The organism is Enterobacter sp. CPE_E1241, assembly GCF_045618265.1.
GTDB lineage: Bacteria > Pseudomonadota > Gammaproteobacteria > Enterobacterales > Enterobacteriaceae > Enterobacter > Enterobacter adelaidei.
Window position 1 is genome coordinate 4003499 of record NZ_JBIWYV010000001.1, and the last position, 16688, is coordinate 4020186.

A 16688-nucleotide genomic window follows, 5' to 3' on the forward strand; every position below is an offset into this window, starting at 1 on the left:
GGGTTAGGGCCTGTACTATCTCAACACATACCCATACAGCCGCTTGATCCCGTCGGCATCCTTCTCGCTGTACACACCCTGAAGTTCCGGCGAGAAGCCCGGCAGCAGGTTAATGCCCTCCTCTAGCGCCAGGAAGTAACGCTGTACCGCCCCGCCCCAGATTTCACCCGGTACCACGCACAGTACGCCTGGCGGGTATGGCAGCGCCCCCTCGGCAGCAATGCGTCCTTCCGCATCTCGTATGCGCACCAGCTCTACGTTACCGCGAATATACGCCTGGTTGGCATCCTGCGGATTCATCACCACCTCCGGCAGGCTCTCCTTGCGGAACATCGCCTTCTGCAAATCCTTCACGTCGAAGCTGACGTAGAGATCGTGCATCTCCTGACACAGCTGTCGGAGCGTATAATCCCGATAGCGCACCGGGTATTTCTGGAAGATCGTCGGCAGCACGTCAGCCAGTGGCGTATCGTCTTCGATATGCTGTTCAAACTGCCCCAGCATCGCCACCAGCTGCGCCAGCTTCTCGCTGTTTTCGGCGGGCGTCAGCAGGAACAGGATCGAGTTGAGATCGCATTTCTCCGGCACGATGCCGTTTTCACGCAGGTAGTGTGCCAGAATCGTCGCCGGGATCCCGAAATCCGTGTACTCCCCCGTTTCTGCATCAATGCCCGGCGTGGTCAGCAGCAGCTTGCACGGGTCGACAAAGTACTGCTCGCGGGCATACCCCTCAAACCCGTGCCATTTGGCACCCGGTTCAAAGCTGAAGAAGCGCAGCTCACTGGCGATGGCATGTGTCGGATGATCCTGCCACGGCCGCCCCGCCACCACTGGTGGGATAAACGGTTTGATCATATGACAGTTGGCAATGATTGCCTTGCGCGCTTCAATACCCAGCTCGACGCACTCCGCCCACAGCCTGCGTCCGCTTTCCCCTTCGTGGATCTTGGCATTCACATCCAGCGCTGCGAACAGCGGATAAAATGGACTGGTGGAGGCATGCAGCATAAACGCATTGTTCAGCCGCTTGTGCGGACAGAAACGTGCCTGACCGCGAATATGGTTATCCTTTTTATGGATCTGAGAGGTTTGCGAGAACCCGGCCTGCTGTTTATGCACCGACTGGGTCACGAAAATGCCCGGATCGTTCTCGTTCAGCTCCAGTAACAGCGGGGATGTTTCCGCCATCATCGGAATAAATTGCTCGTAGCCCACCCAGGCCGAGTCAAAAAGGATGTAGTCACACAGATGACCGATCTTGTCGATCACCTGGCGGGCGTTGTAGATCGTCCCATCGTAGGTGCCAAGCTGAATGATCGCCAGGCGGAACGGACGCACCTCGTCGGCTTTCTCCGGAGCCGCCTCGCGGATCAGGTCCCGCAAATAAGCGTCATTAAAGCAGTGCTCGTCAATCCCGCCAATAAAACCAAACGGGTTACGTGCAGCCTCCAGATAAACCGGCGTGGCCCCCGCCTGGATCAGCGCCCCGTGGTGGTTAGATTTATGGTTGTTGCGATCAAAAAGCACCAGGTCGCCGCGGGTCAACAGCGCGTTGGTCACGACCTTGTTGGCCGCCGACGTACCGTTCAGCACAAAGTAGGTTTTATCCGCGTTGAACACTTTTGCCGCGAACTTTTGCGCGTGCTTAGCGGACCCTTCGTGGATCAAAAGATCGCCCAGTTTCACATCAGCATTGCACATATCGGCGCGGAACACGTTCTCCCCGAAGAAATCATAGAACTGCCGCCCTGCTGGGTGTTTTTTGAAAAATGCGCCATGCTGGTGTCCCGGGCAGGCAAAGGTGCTGTTGCCCATCTCCACATACTGGCTCAGGGTGTCGAAAAAGGGTGGCAACAGATTCTCTTCGTAACGGCTGGCAGCAGTTTCGAGTTCCAGAAACTCCTGAGCTTTTCCCGAGATAACCGCGGTGGCGCCGTCGGGTACATCCGTTGGCTCCTGAGAGAAAATAAACACCGGTAGCTGAAAGCCCGTACGTTTCAACAACGCAAGAATGCCGCTGCGACTGTCAGCCGTCGAAATAACGACTGCCGCCACATCGGTGAAATCAGTATTGTCCAGCGTCACCTTTTCACGGTGCGTAGACACAGAAGAGAGCAGCTCGCGGCTGACGGCGATTTTCATGGTTTTCATAAGCGCAGTTACCCTCACCGAGTGGTGAGACAGGGAGGAGAAAATTCGCGCAATAATGTCACCTTTTATTTTCAGGTGCAAGAAGGAATCATTATGCATTAAACCACCCAAAGCCAAGCGTAATGCAGCACTAACATGTCATAATCATGCAATACCAATGATTAAGTAACAGGAGTTAAGCGTGGTTATCGGGCCATTTATCAATGCGGGAGCCGTATTGCTGGGCGGTGTTCTCGGCGCAGTGTTGAGTCAGCGATTGCCGGAGCGTATTCGCTCATCTATGCCTTCTATATTCGGTCTGGCGTCGTTAGGGATTGGCATTCTGCTGGTGATCAAGTGCGCCAACCTGCCGGTGATGGTGCTGGCGACCCTGCTCGGCGCGCTGATTGGCGAATTCTGCTATCTGGAAAAAGGCATTAACAGTGCGGTGAGTAGAGCCAAAAACCTGATTTCCCGACCAGGCGGCAAAGCGAAACACGGCACGCACGAGTCGTTTATTCAGAACTATGTAGCAATCATTATTCTGTTTTGCGCCAGCGGTACGGGGATTTTTGGTTCGATGCAGGAAGGGATGACTGGCGACCCGAGCATATTGATTGCGAAAGCGTTTCTCGATTTCTTCACCGCCACCATTTTCGCCACTACCCTTGGCGTCGCCGTTGCGGTGATTTGCGTCCCGATGCTGATAATCCAGCTGGCGCTCGCCACCTGCGCCACATTGATTCTCCCGCTGACAACGCCGGCGATGATGGCCGATTTCACTGCCGTTGGCGGACTGCTCCTGCTGGCAACCGGGTTGCGCATCTGCGGAATTAAGATGTTTGCCGTGGTGAATATGCTGCCTGCACTATTGATCGCCATGCCACTCTCTGCGCTCTGGACGCACCTTTTCGCTTAAGTTTGCGGCGAAATGGTGAGAGATTGCGCAGTCTGTAACGAAAACAACAAATTTCGTTGACGACCGGGGGCAGATCGGGTTTAATGCGCCCCGTTGCCCGGATAGCTCAGTCGGTAGAGCAGGGGATTGAAAATCCCCGTGTCCTTGGTTCGATTCCGAGTCCGGGCACCACTTTCACTTCAATGTACGTCTCCCAAACATCACAAAACTCAAGTATAATCACTGCTATACGCCACTTTCCAACATTACGAACTCCACTGACCTCAACTCGATTCTCTCTAAATCAAGTTGCATCCGGGGGCTTTTCAGGGGGCTCTTTGTGTTCAATGAAAATTGAGGCCCCCATATGGCACTGACAGCCCGGCAGGTCGAGACCGCCAAGCCTAAAGAGAAGGACTATAAACTCTCTGACGAACGTGGCCTTTTTCTCCTGGTAACCACCACCGGAAAACGCTACTGGCGTATGAAATACCGTATCGCCGGTAAAGAGAAAAAGTTATCTATCGGTGTTTATCCTGAAATCTCTCTGGCTGACGCGCGTGTAAAACGCGATGAAGCCAGAAAAGTGATTGCTGATGGCGGCGATCCGAGTGAGAAAAAGCAGCTCGAAAAACTCGCCAAAAAAATATCCGTCGTAAATACCTTCAGGGCACTCGCCATGGAGTGGCATAAGCATAAGTGTATCTCATGGTCGGAAAGCTACGCAGAAAGCGTTCAGGAGGCGCTGGAGAAGGATATTTTCCCGTATGTGGGCAAACGCCCTGTCGCTGAGATCCTGCCTCTGGAGATGCTGGAAGTTTTACGGCTGATTGAAAAACGCGGTTCGCTGGAAAAATTACGTAAGGTCCGGCAGTACTGCAATCAGATCTTCCGTTACGCCATAGCAACAGGGCGTGCGACGATTAATCCAGCTGCGGAACTGACCGGTACTCTGACCGCACCAAAGACCGAGCACTTCCCTCACCTACAGGCATCCGAGTTACCCGCGTTCCTTGCCAGTCTGGCTAATTACCATGGCAGTTGCATTACGCGTATGGCAACCAGTCTGCTGCTACTGACGGGGGTTCGTACGATTGAACTTCGCGCTGCAGAATGGCAAGAGTTTGATCTGGAGAATGCATTGTGGACAATCCCCGAAAGCCGGATGAAAAAGCGCCGCAAACATCTGGTGCCTTTGTCAGACCAGGTTCTGTCGATCCTGCTGGAACTCCGCACTTATACCGGTCAGTATCAACTCGTGTTTCCAGGGCGCTGCAACATCAACAAACCGATGAGTGAAGCCAGTATCAACATGGTTATCAAACGTATCGGCTACGATGGTAAAGCTACCGGACACGGCTTTCGCCACACTATGAGCACCATTTTGCATGAGCAGGGGTTTAATACAGTCTGGATCGAGATGCAGCTCGCTCACGTGGATAAAAACAGCATTCGCGGCACATATAACCATGCACAGTATCTGGATGGAAGACGAGAAATGATGCAGTGGTACGCTGATTATATTGACAATCTTCTCAGTTCATCGACAAAAAGTTAGTGGTTGTTCACCCGCACCTGAAGGTGCGGGGAACGTAATTCTTTTATTTTTTGTTTGTTCTATAACCTTCTGGCATATTTACCGCGCTGTATGGACTTAAACGTGAAGCGATCCAGTACTGCTTTCCCTGTCGGAGCAAGTTCAGGTAAGCAAGACGTTCGGTCAGATCACGCCGTATTGTTTTTTCGCAAATGCTAAATTCGTCAGCAAGGCTCCTGACGGTCAGTGACTCGCCATTGTTGAGGCGGGTTGACCTGATCCCCGTTGATTAATACACCGCGATGTTTGTAATGTCTTCATCAGCAACGTAAGCGATGAGATGGTCTACCCCCTCCTTCACGGCGACTCTCAATACCGTCATGATGGTGGTAATTCAATCAGCGTTGAAAGGGTGAGAAACCATGTCAAGGCTGAACATTATTGGAATTGATCTTGCGAAAACAAATTTTTATCTTTTCAGCCTTTCACCGGAAGGGAAGCCTGGTGGAAGGATTAAGCTCTCTCGTGAAAAGTTGATTGGCTGGTTTACGACACAGTCCAGGATGATTGTCGCCATGGAGGCATGTGGTGCTTCTCATCACTGGGCCAGAGAAATTCAAAAGACGGGGCATGATGTTGTGATGCTACCCGCTCAGCACGTCAGGGCTTATCAGCGTCGCCAGAAAAACGACTATAACGATGCTCAGGCCATTGCCGAAGCCTGCTGGCACGGAACAATTCGCCCAGTTCCGGTAAAAACGCTATCTCAGCAGGATGAACAAACCTTTTTAAAAATGCGACGACTTGTTTCTGAAGAAAGAACGCAGTTAATCAACCATATCAGAGGGTTAATGGCAGAGTATGGTATTGTTTTGCGTAAAGGCGCAACTGAGCTTCGACGTAAATTACCCGAGTTGCTTGAAGATGCAGAGAATGGATTTACGCCCCAGATGCGTGAACTGTTACAACGGCAATATCAGCGGCTGGCGGCTCTGGATGATGAACTCATATGGTATGACAACCGACAGCGAAAAAATGCCGCCGGGGATTCAGTATGCCAGCGCCTACTTTCTATTCCGGGTTTTGGTCCACTGGTTAGTCTGGCAGTGAAAAGCTGGATGGGTGATGGAAAACAGTTTAAAAGAGGTCGGGATGCTTCAGCGGCTCTTGGGTTGGTTCCACGACAATTCAGCACAGGGGGGCAACAGGTTCTTCTGGGGATCACCAAATGTGGAAACAGCTACGTCAGATCAATGCTGATACATGGTGCCCGAGCTGTTTTGTTCAGATCCGCAGGCAAAACGGATCAACTTAGCTCATGGGTTAACCTGGTCCGGGAGAAACGAGGATTTAACAGGGCAGTCGTCGCCCTGGCAAATAAGTTAATTCGTATTGTCTGGGTTATTATCACTCGTAATGAAGTTTACCGGGTTTCGGTAGCATGAAATAAGAAGTTGAAACAGGGTAATTTATACCGTTAACTCCAGCATTGCGTAGAAAGCAGAAACGATGAAAAACAGGTCAAACCTGCATATCGAAAACCTGGGATCGGGGCTTGGCCAGAATTAATCAAGGCCGTGTAAGCGTTAAGGACGATATGCGCGAATGTTTCATCAAGGCCAGAAGCAGTAGCTTCATCAACAGGCCGAATATACGAAAGCAAACCTGTTACTTTCATTGTCACTGCGTTCTTGCAATACGGGGGAAGACCATATAGGTCCCCCTATTAAGAAGCGTTTTTACAACAAAAACCTTCACATGACCGAACGCCGTTTTCCATTCAGGTTACAAAGTGCCTCATCAGCACGATAAACCTCGGCACGGAAGGCTATTCACTTCACATTTAGCATTCTCAAGTACTTACTTTTTCTATTCACGCAGGAAACACAGTGGTATTGTTTTAAGCTAATATCGATGATGTGATACGTACCACCAAACATTGGATGGTAACTTGTTGCTTTCATGAGCCATTTTCCGTACAGCTGAAAGCGCAATCGACGCAGGGACTTAAAATGACCGGAGTATCTAGCGATCAATACGCTGCTGGTGAACAGGGCTTAGGGTATATCTATCAGCCTCGTTTTGCGCTACTTAAGCTTCTTCAGTGGCCAGAAGATACATCTGTTTTGATCGAAAAAGATGATGACCTAGACTTCGTTAGTTTTGATGGTGTCAAAACACTGGCATCGCTCAAACACAAAGGGGATGGGGATACTCTAACCGACCTGTCTACCGATTTTTGGAAGTCAGTCCGCATCTGGCTTGACCGCTATAATCGTGATGGTAAAACCGAAGCAAATCTTCGTTTCTTTTTGTTTACGACCGGATCTATCTCAAACTCCTCGTTCCTGCAACACTTCTTAGTCGAACCGCCAACAAAAGACGATAATTCAGTATCAATAACTCAACTCACCAACACAGCTCTGGCTAGAAGCAAGTCAAAACTGATCACGGCAATAGCCGATGAGTTCAATAAACTGACTGATGAGCAAAAAGATGACTTCTTATCACGGATAATCATATTTGATGGCGGGCCTCGCATTGAAGACCTCCCAACAATTATCAAAAATCAACACATGCGTATCATTAGACGCGATAACCGAGACGCTATTTTTGAACGACTTGAAGGGTGGTGGAATAACACGATAGTCGATCTGCTAACAGGGAAACGTAAAGAGGCGATTTTTGGTTATGAGATTTCCGACAAACTTGCAGCATTTTCTGAAGAGTACAAATCGGACAATCTGCCGATTACGTTCAGAGGAAAAATTCCCGTTGGAGAAATCGATGCGATGAATGATCCCAGGCTCTTTGTTGTGCAACTCCGTGAAATAGGGGTTTCCTCTAATCGTATCCGAAACGCTATTCTCGACTACTACCGAGCATTTGAGCAGCGTTCTTCATGGGCGCGTGAAAACCTTTTGGTAACAGGAGAGATGGAAGATTATGAAGACCGCCTTGTTGATGAATGGAGTCGCTATAAAGACGTAGTTTTTGAAGAATTAGATGAAAATTCAGCTGACGAAGTACTTATTACTGCGGGAAAAGCATTGTATCAATGGGCCGATCTTGAAAGTGGTAATATTCACTCATTGCGAATCCGAGAACGAGTGACTGAGCCTTATGTAGTTCGAGGAGGATTTCACATCCTTGCGAACAGTAGACCACTACCCAAAATTTTCTGGCATCCCCACTTCCTAAATAGAATTGGGCAATTGTTGGGAGCCCAAGCATGAAGCAATGGGATCAGCGTCCATTCGAGATAAGGAATCTTTTCAATCCTGCATTTTGTGGTGTTGTACTATTCAGAGCAATGCAGAGCTACGAAGAGGAAAACTCACAGGGCATGCCATTTTCTCTCGCTCTTTTAGTTTTACCATTATGTCTGCAAAAAGATTCTCGCCAAGTGTTTGCTGAAAATCCTCGCCGCTACCTTTTGAAAACTATAGAAAACAATCCCAAATTACTCATTAATTTTGCTAACCGCGTCAATAATATGCTGCCATTTACGCTTGAAGCTTTTGGAGTGCTCATGGAACGAGGATGTTTTGTCGTAACGCAAGACGGCCGATTGAAAACAATACCTAATAAAGTTCGCAAATCGGTCATAGGGACTGAAGAATCAATCTCATGCCAGCGTGTCGCGCGCTATATAGGAAAAGAATTTGCCCGTATTGCAGATCGCGTTACGGTGTACACGACCTTTGGAATACGCCCATGAAAATTAAGTCGATTCATGTCTACAGCCATGATGGCCAACGTCGGGACCTGCAATTTAAGGTTAATGGTTTAAATGTCATTACTGGCCGTTCCTCAACCGGTAAATCAGCTCTTTCTGAGATCATTGAATACTGTATGGGTCGATCTACTTTTAACGTACCAGAAGGTATTATTCGCGATAAAGTGTCATGGTTCGCAGTCATTTATCAATTTTCACAGGAACAAGTACTAATCGCGAAACCAACACCAAATGCAGGAGCCACAAGCTGTGGCACCGTTATGCTGCGACGAGGAAATGAACTGACCGCACCAAATTTCAAAGACCTCTCGGTTAACACCGATGATGATTCTGTAGTCGCACTGTTGTCACGATTACTTGGCATCCGCGAGAACCGTACAGACGTGGCAATTGGGCACAGCAGAGAAAGCTTTGAAGCAAACATCAAGCATACTTTTTATTACCTTTTCCAAAAGCAGGGCCTTGTAGCAAATAAAGATCAACTTTTTTATCGACAAAATGAGGCATTTCAGCCACAAGCTATTCGCGACACATTACCGATTCTTTTAGGTATTTCATCAAATGATCGCTATGAACTTGAGGCCAAACTCCGAACAGCACAACGAGATCTGAAAATCAACGCCAAACGTCTTGAACAAGCTCGCGATACAATCGATACATCACTGCTAAAAGGTTCTGGGCTTTTATCTGAAGCCAGAGCCGTGGGTATCATCACACAAGACAAAGAGAGAATCGGAACTGACGAAGTAATTGATGTTTTGCGTTCTGCAATGCAATGGATTCCGTCCCCCCTACCTGAAGACGATGGACATAGAATATCCATTCTTGAAAATGAAATTGCTGGTTTACGACAAGACAGACGTCAGACCCAGTCCCGAATTGATTCTGCTCGGATGTATGCCAAGCAATCAGGTAATTTTGAAAACGAAGTTTTAGAGCAGCAAGACCGATTATCTTCTATCAAGGCTCTACCGAAAAATCCGGAAACTGGTGAATGGCAATGGCCATTCTGTGAAGCAAATTTAGCACTGGAATCTCCAATTGCTAAAGCACTCCTGAGCGAACTAACAACTCTCGACGCTGAAATGAGCATTGTGGCTGGCCAACGCCCTAAAATGGATGTTTATCTTACTGAACTAGAAGATGAGGTTCAGACCATTGTAAGTTCGATAAGAGCCAAAGAAGTGGAGCTTGCTGCGGCAATCGCGGCAAACGAAGTTATTGAGCAATTAGGCACACGCAATAATGCTGCGGCAAGAGTAATTGGTCGTATAAGTTTGTTCCTTGAAGACCTTGTACCTAACTCAGAACTGGCCACATATGAAGCAGAAAATCGTCGTCTAAAGCTCAAAGTCGAAGACCTACAAAGGAAATTTGGAGCTGATAGCAGCCATGAAAGACTCATATCTATTCTGAATAACATTTCGTCACAGATTACACGCTACATCCAGGCTTTTGATGCAGAATTTCAGGGGCTCCCTGCACGGTTTGATCTAAGCCAAATGACTATTATCTTTGATCGTACAGATCGTCCGGTACCAATGAGTCGAACTGGCGGTGGCGAAAATCATCTCGCTTATCACCTGTCTGCCTTGTTAGCCCTTCATCTCTTTGCTTCAAAGAACAATTGCCCCATTCCTCAGTTTCTTTTAATTGATCAGCCTACCCAAGTTTATTTCCCTTCTGAAAAAATTTACCAGGAAGCTGATGGTACTGTTCAGAAAACGGAAGCTGATGCTGACTTAGCAGCAGTACGTAGACTGTTTGCGTTACTGCTGAAGTTTACACAAGAAGAAGTCCCAGGCTTCCAGCTTATCGTGACAGAGCACGCAAATCTTCGCGACCAGTGGTTCCAGGATGCTTTAACCGAGCTTCCCTGGACCAAGCCCCCTGCCCTGGTACCAGAAGACTGGCCTTTACCGTCAGAATTACCAAATTAAGCACGAGTTTTGAAAATCCCCGCATCTTTGGTTCGATTGCGAGTCTTGCACCAAATTCATATCAACGGACCTCCATGGTGGTCCGTTTTTGCATTCTAAGCCCGCCGAAATCAACACTTCTACAATACCTTAACTCCGCCTGACCGTAAGCGCACCGTGAAGGACGTGGGGTAAAAATTAGTTTACAGAGAGGGTGACGTTCCAGGGCAGCAGTTCTTTCACGCGGTTGGCGGGCCAGGTGTTGATGACGCTGATCACATGGCGCAGCCAGGCTTCCGGCTCGATGCCGTTAAGTTTGCAGCTACCGATCAGGCTGTACATCACTGCCGCACTGTCACCACCACCATCAGAGCCGAAGAACATGTAGTTACGGCGCCCCAGCGCAACCACCCGGAGGGCGTTTTCATACTGAACCGCCCCGGTTTTCCTGGAGAGAGTTAAGTTCGGAAGTTCAGGCTGCCAGAACCTTGTTCCCGATGGAAGCGTAATACGCTTTTTCTGCCTCTATCGGAGGGATGTGACCAAGTCGTTCCAGCAACCGACGATTGTTGTACCAGTCCCCCCATGCCAGCGTAGCCAGTTCCACTTCTGAGCGCTTCTTCCAGGCCTGACGGTGGATGACCTCCGCTTTGTACAGACCGTTGATACTCTCCGCCATCGCGTTATCATACGAGTCACCGGTACTCCCCGTGGAAGCCAGCAGCTCTGCATCCTGCAACCGCTGCGTGTAGGCCAGCGAGACATACTGAGAGCCTTTGTCGCTGTGATGGATGGTGCCCGAAGGTCGCCGTGACCACAGTGCCTGTTCCAGCGCATCCAGGACGAACGACGTTTCCATCGATGATGAGACCCGCCAGCCCACGATGACGCCAGCGAACACGTCGATAATGAACGCCACATAGGCGAAGCCCTGCCAGGTGATGACGTAGGTAAAATCTGCACACCAAAGCTGGTTGGGACATTCCGCTACGAACTGGCGGTTTACCCTGTCCTGTGCTGCGGTATCTCTGCGACTGGTTGTGGTGCGGACTTTTTTGCCCTGGAGCACGCCTGCGAGCCCCATCAGTTTCATCAACCGTACCACTGTACATCTGGCCACGCCGATGCCCTCCCGCTGTAACTGACGCCAGACCTTGCGGGCTCCATAGACGCCATAGTTATCGTCGTACACCCGCTGTATCTGCACCTTCAGAAGCGCATCACGCTGCGAGCGCAGGCTGTGTTTTTCCGGCGATTGCTGACGTTGCTGATGCCAGTAATATGTCGACGGGGCAATATCCAGCTCGCGGCATACCGGCCCGACCCCGTGGGCACCACTCAGACGTTCGAGCAGTGGCATTATTTTTTCCAGTGGCGGTCGAGCTCCGCCTGAGCAAAATAGGCTGATGCCTGACGCAGAATATCATTGCTGCGACGCAACTCCCGGTTTTCCCTCTCCAGCTCTTTTAAACGTTGACGTTCGTTACTGGTCAGCTCGCCATCACCAGTCCTGACGGGGCTGATACCACCGCGTAAGTCATTTCTGTGCTGGCGTAGCCAGCCTTTCAGGGTATCGTAATGACAACCAATTTTTGACGATATGGCACGGATAGCATCCGGTTCAGAGTCATATTCATCAAGATGCTCAATGAGCATTCTGACAGCGCGCTCACGTAATTCCGGCGGGTAACGATTAGCTGATTTTGATTTCATCAGGGATCTCCTTTTACTGAGAGTTTAGTCTCCAGGATTCCCGGGGCGGTTCAATCGAAGAAGCAATACGGGGCCTCCCTGCAACTGAGCGGCTGGCAGCCAGGCAGTCCCGAAGTAAGCCGCTGCTGATATCCCTGCATGACTGGTTAGTGGAGAAAAGCGCCACTCTGTCGAAAAAATCCCGTCTGGGCGAAGCGTTCGCTTATGCCCTGAACCAGTGGGATGCGCTGTGCTACTACTGTGATGATGGCCTGGCAGAGCCTGATAACAACACAGCCGAACGAGCCCTTCGTGCCGTCTGTCTTGGGAAAAAGAATTTTATCTTCTTCGGCAGCGACCACGGCGGTGAGCGCGGAGCCCTGCTGTATGGTCTTATCGGAACATGCAGGCTCAATGGTATCGATCCGGAGGCCTACCTTCGCCATATCCTGAGCGTACTGCCGGAATGGCCCAGCAACAAAGTGGCGGAACTGCTGCCATGGAACGTGGTTCTTACCGATAAATAACCGTCAATACGGCGCTCGTTTAACGCTTACACATTCCGGCGGTGATCGCGTTGCGTATTCTGGCGGAACGTGAACGCTATTTCTGGTTTTGCGTGAACGCGTATTCCGGCGGAAAATACCCCGATTTTGCACCATGACCAGAATCACTGTTCATTTTGCCAGAATCGGTGTTCACCCGACCGGAATTGCCGTTCACGTTGCCAGAATCATTCTTAACGCATTGATTTTTGATGCTATATCTATCCCTTTTATTCCAGGGTGTGATATATGCCAAACAAGAGAATCGCAATGCATAAAATCCATGAAATTTTAAGGCTGCGTTTTGAAGTCGGCCTGTCCTTCCGCCAGATAAGCCAGTGCGCAGATGTCAGCACGGGTGCCATCCAGAAAATGCTCAAACGACTTGAAGCCGCTGGGATCTCCTGGCCACTTCCGGAAGGAATGTCAGAGCCCCTACTTGCCAGTCTGCTTTATCCTGAGTCTGACAGTCGTCCTGGCGCGCTGGAGGATCCCGACTGGGCTGAAATCCATATGGAGCTGCGTAAAAAGGCGTCACCCGCCACCTGCTGTGGGAGGAATACTGCCAGAGGATGCCGGTTCGGGCGTACAGCTACTCGCAGTTCTGCTGCCGCTACCAGACCTGGTGCCAGTCACAGAAACGCTCCATGCGCCAGCAGCATCTTGCCGGTGAAAAATGCTTTATCGACTATTGTGGACCCACAGTGTCGGTTATCTCACCTGAGACGGGTGAATGCCGGCAGGCCCAGATCTTCGTGGCGGTGCTGGGCGCATCAAACTACACCTTCGCGGAGGCTACCTATACGCAGTCGCTGTCAGACTGGCTTCTCAGCCACGTCAGGATGCTGGAGTTCTTCGGTGGAGTCCCCGAAATCCTGGTTCCGGATAACCTGAAAAGCGGGGTTAGCAAAGCCAGTCGTTACGATCCCGAACTGAATCCCTCCTATCAGCAGCTGGCTGAGCATTATCAGGTTGCGGTGATACCTGCCCGCCCCAGAAAACCCAGAGACAAGCCGAAGGCGGAAGTTGGCGTTCAGATCGTCGAACGCTGGATCCTGGCCCGGCTCCGTCACCAGGTCTTCTTCTCGCTTGCTGAGCTGAACCACTGTATCCGTACGCTGGTAACCGGGCTCAACGAACGTCCCTTCAAAAAACTGCCGGGCAATCGCCGTGAGGCCTTCGAAAGGCTGGACAAAACTGTGCTCAGGCCATTACCGGTGCAGCAGTGGCGCTACCGGCACATCAAAAAAGCGAAGGTGAATATCGATTATCACGTGGAATATGAACAGCATCACTACTCAGTCCCCCATCAGCACGTCGGTAAAACGGTGGAGCTTCATGCCTTCGACAACCTGCTTGAAGTCTGGTCTGACGGGCAGATGATCGCCAGTCACCCGCGGCGTCTTCATCCGGGCAACAGTACGGCAGCAGAACATATGCCGGAGCGCCATCGTCATCATCAGCAGTGGACGCCAGAGCGGCTGAAAAGCTGGGCGGCCGGTGTGGGCTCCGACACCTTCACGTGGGTCAGCGAGCGTCTGGCTGAAAAAGCGCATCCGGAACAGGCCTATCGCCTGTGTCTGGGGCTGCTGAGCCTGACGCGTGAATATCCTTCTGAGCGCGTCAATAACAGCTGTCGGCTGGCCAATGCAGAGGGGTTAACCCGGCTGAAGCAGATAAAGTCGATCCTGAAGAATAACCGCGACCTGGTTCCGGCGGACAAAGATCTGCACCCGTCCCGGGAGCTTCCTCAGGAACATGAAAACATCCGTGGCCCACGCCACTTCCACTGAAACAAGGGATCCGATAATGCCACATACGCTGATGAAACAGCTGACAGAAATGAAACTGACGGGAATGGCGGCCGCGCTGTCCTCACAGATGGAGCAACCCGGCACTTACGAAGAGCTCTCCTTCAGGGAAAGACTGGCGTTGCTGGTCACGCGCGAATCACTCGAAAGGGATCAGCGTAAACAGAAACGTCTGCTACAAAAAGCCCGCCTGAGGCTTGAAGCCTCGGTCCAGGACATCGACTACCAGCCAGCGAGAAACCTGGAACGTTCTCGGATCGCTCAGCTAAGCCAGAACGAATGGGTGGTCAGGGGGCAGAACCTGCTGATAACCGGCCCCTGCGGTTGCGGCAAAACCTATGTGGGCTGCGCCCTTGGCAACAACGCCTGCCAGCAGGGTTACAGCGTACAGTACTGGAGACTGAACCGGTTGCTGGTTGAACTGACGCACAGCCGCGCAGACGGTAGTTACCGAAAGCAGCTGGCTCAGCTGTCAAAAACGCAGCTGCTTATCCTGGATGACTGGGGCCTTGAGCCGTTGCTGCCAGCGCAGCGTAACGATCTGCTGGAACTGATGGATGACAGATACGGAAAGAACGCCACGGTGATGATAAGCCAGCTGCCAACGGATGAGTGGTATGGCTGCGTTGGCGATAACACGCTGGCAGACGCGATCCTTGATCGTCTGATGCATAACTCCCACCGGCTGGAAATGAAGGGTGAGTCGATGAGAAAACGACTGGCACAGGTTGACTGAAAGTGAACGGTCGGTGTAATAAAAAGAAGTTAGGGCGCGTTAGGGAATAACGCGTTCACGTTCCTCCGGAATAACCGTTCAACTTCGCCAGAATACGCACGCGTACTTAATCAGTAGCCGTAACATCATAAACCCTCACTAATCCTGTAAGTTAACTTGCCCTGCACCGACCTATCTCCCCAGCGCAATCCCGGTTTCGCGGTGTCTGTTACGGCCGTATTTTCTCATTTCTCGTCAGCCACAGTGAGGCTCTTTCAAGAGCTGGGTTGTATGAAAACGACAAAAACACAGCCGACAATAATTTACAAAATAACTTGTTGACCCTGTATTTACTACAGGGTTTTTAATACACATCAACAGGTGAGACGGCGATGACGCCGGTATCACCAGATGACCAGATGACCAGATAACCCAAGGAATATGACCATGAAAAACATCAAACTGCTTGCTGCTGCCGGTATGCTCTCCGTAGTTTCTTTCTCCGGCTTCGCCCAGTCCGTCAGCGTTACTGCTGACACCCTGAACAACGCGGAAGCGAAAATTGCCGCTATCGCCCAGGAATCCGGTGCTTCGTCCTACCGCATCACCAGTGCAGACCAGAAAAACGTTGCCCGCGTGACTGCAGTACTTGATAAGTAATCCGGGACGGTATTACCCTGAACCTGAGCAGTAAACGCGTGAGATGGTCGCAGAGGGAACTGCCGGACTGACTGCCACTATAGTGGGGGTCACCTCCGGTTCCGCCGGCGACCTCACATGCGGACACACCCTCCAGGACAACCCTATCCCTGTTGTCCGTTTTCCTTGATGACTGTTTTAGTCAGGTTACCCCCAGGTAGCCTTTTTTTTTGTCCTTATCCCACCAGAAAAAACAGCGTAAGGGTGTTGACCCTGTATGAACCACAGGGTTTTTAATACACATTAACAGGTGAAACGGCGATATCTGATGAAGAGGAATATACAGATGAAAAAATTTAGCGTGACTGCAGTACTGATTCTGACTGGCATGCTCTCATCCGGAGCTATGGCAACCTCGTTCCTGCCGGAAACTTGCTCGGATATGGACATCTCTGTCCGGACAGACTATGTCAACCATGAAGACGTGAGCCACGTCTTTGACTGTCAGCCAGTGATCTGATGTAAAAAAACGGTCGGATTAATTTTCCTTTTAAGTGCGTTAGTGCCTTTGAATTTTTTTCGGGTCCAGAACTTCACCGCGGTCAGACCCAGCGGGAGCCCTGATGTCGTCACTGCCAGGCTCGAATGCATCAGGATCCCACAATTGACACCTGCATCATTCCCCATCTTGATTAGGTGTGATTGCCTGCAAATCCTACTGCATCAGGGTTATCCCGGTGGTAGCCAAATGTTGTGGTGTCCTGAAGCAGTAGAATCTTCTCACCTTGCAGCGCATATATCCTTTGACTGGTAGCCTCGGAATGTCCCTGCAGCAGGTGCTGCTCATCAATCCTGTCACTGGAAAGGAACCGGTAAGCGGCTTTTGTTGCTGCATTATCCTGGCAGGCAAAAGGGAGGCTGTTGCCCATCCCCCGCCAGAGTTTTTGCATGAGACTTTTAAAACGACTGGCACGGCGGCGATCGCTAAAGACAGAAGAATTAATTTCCTCATCGAGCCATGAAAGCGAAGTCTGTTCCTGATTAATCATTCAACCATCCCTGA

At 50.5% G+C, this 16688-nt stretch carries 13 protein-coding genes, 1 tRNA gene, 3 pseudogenes and 1 other annotated feature; of the genes and pseudogenes, 12 read left to right on the forward strand and 5 right to left on the reverse strand.

The window, feature by feature from the left end; genetic code table 11:
• Nucleotides 1-15: 15 nt before the first annotated feature.
• Nucleotides 16-2151, reverse strand: coding sequence for an ornithine decarboxylase (locus ACJ9Y9_RS19590; protein WP_028018402.1), 2136 nt, complete (start codon nt 2149-2151; stop codon nt 16-18).
• A gap of 181 nt (nt 2152-2332) precedes the next feature.
• On the opposite strand from ACJ9Y9_RS19590, the gene ACJ9Y9_RS19595 reads away from it, so the two are divergent.
• The 3 genes from ACJ9Y9_RS19595 (at nt 2333) to ACJ9Y9_RS19605 (ending at nt 4586) form a co-directional block, all read left to right on the forward strand.
• On the forward strand, nt 2333-3049 hold the full coding sequence (locus ACJ9Y9_RS19595; protein WP_028018403.1) for a DUF554 domain-containing protein: 717 nt from the start codon (nt 2333-2335) through the stop codon (nt 3047-3049).
• Between the two features lie 95 nt (nt 3050-3144).
• Nucleotides 3145-3220 (forward strand) — tRNA-Phe (locus ACJ9Y9_RS19600).
• A 175-nt stretch (nt 3221-3395) separates the two neighbouring features.
• Entirely contained in the window at nt 3396-4586 is a 1191-nt protein-coding gene (locus ACJ9Y9_RS19605) for a phage integrase central domain-containing protein (protein ID WP_016154414.1), read from the forward strand.
• Between the two features lie 43 nt (nt 4587-4629).
• Here ACJ9Y9_RS19605 and ACJ9Y9_RS19610 read toward each other — a convergent pair whose 3' ends face one another.
• Entirely contained in the window at nt 4630-4845 is a 216-nt protein-coding gene (locus ACJ9Y9_RS19610; RefSeq protein ID WP_223822565.1) for a DeoR family transcriptional regulator, read from the reverse strand.
• A 142-nt stretch (nt 4846-4987) separates the two neighbouring features.
• On the opposite strand from ACJ9Y9_RS19610, the gene ACJ9Y9_RS19615 reads away from it, so the two are divergent.
• From ACJ9Y9_RS19615 to ACJ9Y9_RS19630, 4 genes are all read left to right on the forward strand, one after another.
• Nucleotides 4988-6010, forward strand: coding sequence for an IS110 family transposase (locus tag ACJ9Y9_RS19615; protein WP_016154415.1), 1023 nt, complete (start codon nt 4988-4990; stop codon nt 6008-6010).
• 567 nt (nt 6011-6577) lie between these two features.
• Nucleotides 6578-7801: an ABC-three component system protein gene (locus ACJ9Y9_RS19620; protein ID WP_016154416.1), complete on the forward strand. Its 1224-nt coding sequence runs from the start codon at nt 6578-6580 to the stop codon at nt 7799-7801.
• Entirely contained in the window at nt 7798-8286 is a 489-nt protein-coding gene (locus ACJ9Y9_RS19625) for a three component ABC system middle component (RefSeq protein WP_016154417.1), read from the forward strand. The genes ACJ9Y9_RS19620 and ACJ9Y9_RS19625 overlap by 4 nt, the downstream gene beginning before the upstream one ends.
• Nucleotides 8283-10244 (forward strand): DUF3732 domain-containing protein, encoded by a 1962-nt coding sequence (locus ACJ9Y9_RS19630; RefSeq protein ID WP_016154418.1) that lies wholly within the window; start codon nt 8283-8285, stop codon nt 10242-10244. The genes ACJ9Y9_RS19625 and ACJ9Y9_RS19630 overlap by 4 nt, the downstream gene beginning before the upstream one ends.
• Before the next feature lie 177 nt (nt 10245-10421).
• Here ACJ9Y9_RS19630 and ACJ9Y9_RS19635 read toward each other — a convergent pair.
• Both ACJ9Y9_RS19635 and ACJ9Y9_RS19640 read right to left on the reverse strand, forming a co-directional pair.
• A pseudogene (locus ACJ9Y9_RS19635) lies at nt 10422-10649 on the reverse strand (transposase domain-containing protein); the annotation flags it as partial.
• 46 nt (nt 10650-10695) lie between these two features.
• Nucleotides 10696-11936, reverse strand: a protein-coding gene (locus tag ACJ9Y9_RS19640) for an IS3 family transposase (protein WP_162838707.1) whose coding sequence is annotated in 2 segments (ribosomal slippage) — nt 10696-11621 and nt 11621-11936 — 1242 coding nt in all. Because the reading frame shifts where the segments join, the coding sequence is not laid out codon by codon here.
• Nucleotides 11512-11628, reverse strand: a sequence feature (AL1L pseudoknot). It overlaps the preceding gene by 117 nt.
• A gap of 50 nt (nt 11937-11986) precedes the next feature.
• Between ACJ9Y9_RS19640 and ACJ9Y9_RS19645 the strand changes: the two are divergent.
• From ACJ9Y9_RS19645 to ACJ9Y9_RS19665, 5 genes and pseudogenes are all read left to right on the forward strand, one after another.
• Nucleotides 11987-12442 (forward strand): annotated as a pseudogene (locus tag ACJ9Y9_RS19645) (transposase); the annotation flags it as partial.
• 267 nt (nt 12443-12709) lie between these two features.
• Nucleotides 12710-14253: pseudogene (gene istA, locus ACJ9Y9_RS19650) on the forward strand (IS21 family transposase).
• A gap of 13 nt (nt 14254-14266) precedes the next feature.
• A complete protein-coding gene (istB, locus tag ACJ9Y9_RS19655; protein ID WP_269150626.1) occupies nt 14267-15007 on the forward strand; it encodes an IS21-like element helper ATPase IstB in 741 nt (246 codons plus the stop codon).
• A 426-nt stretch (nt 15008-15433) separates the two neighbouring features.
• Complete coding sequence (locus ACJ9Y9_RS19660; RefSeq protein ID WP_016154425.1) at nt 15434-15646, forward strand: DUF1471 domain-containing protein; 213 nt, start codon at nt 15434-15436, stop codon at nt 15644-15646.
• 325 nt (nt 15647-15971) lie between these two features.
• On the forward strand, nt 15972-16145 hold the full coding sequence (locus ACJ9Y9_RS19665; RefSeq protein ID WP_016154426.1) for a hypothetical protein: 174 nt from the start codon (nt 15972-15974) through the stop codon (nt 16143-16145).
• 172 nt (nt 16146-16317) lie between these two features.
• Here the strand turns inward: ACJ9Y9_RS19665 and ACJ9Y9_RS19670 are convergent, their stop codons facing one another.
• Complete coding sequence (locus ACJ9Y9_RS19670) at nt 16318-16674, reverse strand: transposase DNA-binding-containing protein (protein ID WP_016154428.1); 357 nt, start codon at nt 16672-16674, stop codon at nt 16318-16320.
• Nucleotides 16675-16688: the final 14 nt, after the last annotated feature.

Excerpts from the sequence above, each read along its gene's own strand:
- ACJ9Y9_RS19590 (WP_028018402.1), bottom strand. The coding sequence starts at position 2,151 with ATGAAAACCATGAAAATCGCCGTCAGCCGCGAGCTGCTCTCTTCTGTG.
- ACJ9Y9_RS19605 (WP_016154414.1), top strand. The coding sequence starts at position 3,396 with ATGGCACTGACAGCCCGGCAGGTCGAGACCGCCAAGCCTAAAGAGAAG.
- ACJ9Y9_RS19615 (WP_016154415.1), top strand. The coding sequence starts at position 4,988 with ATGTCAAGGCTGAACATTATTGGAATTGATCTTGCGAAAACAAATTTT.
- ACJ9Y9_RS19620 (WP_016154416.1), top strand. The coding sequence starts at position 6,578 with ATGACCGGAGTATCTAGCGATCAATACGCTGCTGGTGAACAGGGCTTA.
- ACJ9Y9_RS19625 (WP_016154417.1), top strand. The coding sequence starts at position 7,798 with ATGAAGCAATGGGATCAGCGTCCATTCGAGATAAGGAATCTTTTCAAT.
- ACJ9Y9_RS19630 (WP_016154418.1), top strand. The coding sequence starts at position 8,283 with ATGAAAATTAAGTCGATTCATGTCTACAGCCATGATGGCCAACGTCGG.
- ACJ9Y9_RS19660 (WP_016154425.1), top strand. The coding sequence starts at position 15,434 with ATGAAAAACATCAAACTGCTTGCTGCTGCCGGTATGCTCTCCGTAGTT.
- ACJ9Y9_RS19665 (WP_016154426.1), top strand. The coding sequence starts at position 15,972 with ATGAAAAAATTTAGCGTGACTGCAGTACTGATTCTGACTGGCATGCTC.
- ACJ9Y9_RS19670 (WP_016154428.1), bottom strand. The coding sequence starts at position 16,674 with ATGATTAATCAGGAACAGACTTCGCTTTCATGGCTCGATGAGGAAATT.